At 68.3% G+C, this 2,801-nt stretch carries 2 protein-coding genes; both read right to left on the minus strand.

Features of this window, described 5'->3' with window-relative positions; genetic code table 11:
* Nucleotides 1-768: type I polyketide synthase (locus tag VN856_RS19410; RefSeq protein ID WP_325691951.1), on the minus strand; the 768-nt coding region annotated here is incomplete at its 3' end.
* Nucleotides 768-2,801: beta-ketoacyl reductase (locus tag VN856_RS19415; protein WP_325691953.1), on the minus strand; the 2,034-nt coding region annotated here is incomplete at its 5' end. The genes VN856_RS19415 and VN856_RS19410, both read right to left, overlap by 1 nt.

The raw sequence follows: 2,801 nt of genomic DNA on the forward strand, positions 1-2,801 counted from the left end.
GAAGTACGACAGCCGGTTGGCGATAATGCTCAGCGCGCCACCGGAATTGCTCCACGCGTCGACATTGGTCAGGTCCATTCCGGCCACGTACCCGTAGTCGGTGTAGCACGCGCCGGCGAAGACGCCGGTCTGCGATCGGCGCAGGGTGCTCGGCGGAATGCCCGCGTGTTCCAGTGCCTCCCAGGCGACTTCGAGCAACATCCGCTGCTGGGGGTCCATCTTGGCGGCTTCGCGGGTGGAGATGTCGAAGAACTCGGCGTCGAATTCGTCGAGGTTGTCCATGTATCCGCCGTAGCGGGTGGTGTGGGCGAGGGTGGCCGCGACCTCCGGGGTGCCGTCGTCGAACGGCGCCCAGCGTTCCGGCGGCACCTCGGTGATCGCATTCTTGCCGTCGCACATGAACTGCCAGAACTCGTCCGGGCCGGAGACGCCACCGGGGAATCGACAACCCAGACCGATCACCGCGATCGGCTCGTCGAGGTGACCGCGGTCGGGCTCGAGGTCATCCTCGTGGGCCGACGATTCGGCACCGGTCAGGAAGCGGGCCAGGTCGGAAATCGTCGGGTGTTGCCAGAACTCGACAGGTGACACTTTGCGGCCGAGCAGTTCGGTCAACTCGCCGGAGAGCACGACCGCGTCACGCGAGCCCAGACCCAGATCACTCATCGGGGCGTCGAAGTCAATGTCGTAGAGACTGCATCCGACGTTCGTTACGAGGTAATCAGCCAGCCAGTGCCGGAGAGCGTCCTCGTCGTACGACGACGTCATCAGAGACCCCTTTCGCTGCCAGCCGGTGCCGACTCCACGCTGTCGAACAGCTCGCTCAGCACGCTGCCGTCCGAATCTCCCAGCACGTCAATATCGCTGTCCGATTCTGTCTGCGGCAAAACCTTTTTAGCCAGGTGTTCCGCGAGTGCCACGATAGTCGGGTAATTGAACAGCATCGTCGCGGACAGCTCGATGCCGACGAACAGCTCGGTGTCCCGACGAACTGACATCGCCATCACCGAGTTCATGCCCAGCTCAGCGAATGGCCGGTCCAGCTCGAGCTCGGCTTCGGGCATCTGCAGTTCGCGCGCGAGGATGGCCCGGAGGCCGTCCTGCAGCTCATGAACAACGTCCTCGGCGGGCATCTCCGACCAGGCTGGTGAGACGGCCTTAGGCTCGGCGGCCGCTACGCCGTCCGCCGAGGGCATCGGCGCCATGACCGCCTGGGCGACGTCGTAACGCGCGAGGTGGTCCCAGGCCGCGAAGGCTTCGTCAGCGGTGATGGGCCGCGACCCGAGCCGCTCGAGTTCTTGCAATGCGATCTGCGCTTCGGCGCCGAAGCCGAGGCCGCGCCAGGCCACCCAGTCCTGGCTGACGGTGTGGCAGCCCTGACGGTGGCGCAGCTGGGCCAGTCCGTCGAGGTAGGCGTTGGCCGCCGCGTAGGCACCCTGACCTGGGACACCGAACACGGCGCCGGCCGCGGCGGTCAGGAACAGGAAGTCGAGGCTGCCGACCGGGAAGGTCTGATGCAGCACCTGTGCGCCCGCGATCTTCGGCCACACCGTGCGCCGCAGGCGGTCTTCCTCGAGCTCGGTGAACAGGTGGGCGTCGGTGATACCGGCGCCGTGGACGACGCCGCGGATCGGCGCGGCCCCCTCGGCGTCGCGTTTGGCCAGCAGCGCCTGCATCGCGTCGTGCGATCCGATGTCGAGTGCGACGGCTTCGACCACGACGCCGCGCATCTCCAGGGCCCGGATCGCGTTGATCTTCTGTTGGGTGTCGGCGTCGTTGGCGTCGCTGTCCCAGTCGCGGCGGGGTGGCAACGCGGTGCGGCCGGCCAGGATCAGCCGGCGGGCGCCGTGGTCGGCGAGCCAGCCGGCCGTCAGCAGACCGAGCGCACCCAGACCACCGGTGATCAGGTACGCCGCATCCGGGCGGCATCGCAGTGGCTCGTGCACCGGCTCGCCGGACACCGGCGCGAGGGCCGGCGCCAGGAACTCGCCGTCGCGCAGCGCCAGGATCGACTTCGCGGGCTTTCGTAGAACCGTGGCCAGCGCCGGCACCAGACCAGCGGGGTCGGCGCTTTCCGGCAGGTCGATCAGGCCGCCCCACAACTGCGGCTGCTCGGCCCGGATGACTCCGGCGGTTCCCCACATCGGGCTTTGGGCAACCGCGGCGTCCGAACTGCCCTCGCGCACACCGCGAGTGACGATCCACAGCGTGACCGGGCGGCCTTCGTCGCGCTCGGCCAGCTTGCTGACCAAGTCGACCAGCTCCATCGACAGGCGCACCGCAGCGTCGACATCGGCTTCACCGGAACGGGATTGGGCAACATAGAGCACGTAGCGGGCATCCGTGACAGCGGCCGGCGTGTAGCCGGCGTGAGTCAGGCCGTCGCGAAGTGCACCGGCAATGTCGTTCTCGCCCAACACCGCAACGGTGCTCGGGCTCGTCGCCAGATGGTCGTCGTAGCCGTCGACGGGCGAGAACGGCTGCCATTCGAGCGCGTGCACCATCGCCGCGGGATCGTCGTTGCGGCCGGCGCCCGCGCTGGAATCCACTGCCGCGTAGCGCAGCCCGCGCACCGCGACGCTGGTGCTGCCGTCCGGCGCGACCACCGCGATGTCGACGATGAGCTCTTCGTCGTTGCCGCCACGCCGGCGGACCTCGACCCGGCCCCGCGGGTCGGCAAGCTCGGCGTCAAACCGTACGCCCGCAGCCGCCGACGGCACCATCAGCCGCGGGTTCTCGCTGTCCAGCAGCCGGCCGATGTGAATAGCGGCGTCCAGCAAAGCAACTGACGAGGCTTGGGT

Source organism: Mycobacterium sp. (assembly GCF_035603715.1).
Taxonomy (GTDB): domain Bacteria; phylum Actinomycetota; class Actinomycetes; order Mycobacteriales; family Mycobacteriaceae; genus Mycobacterium.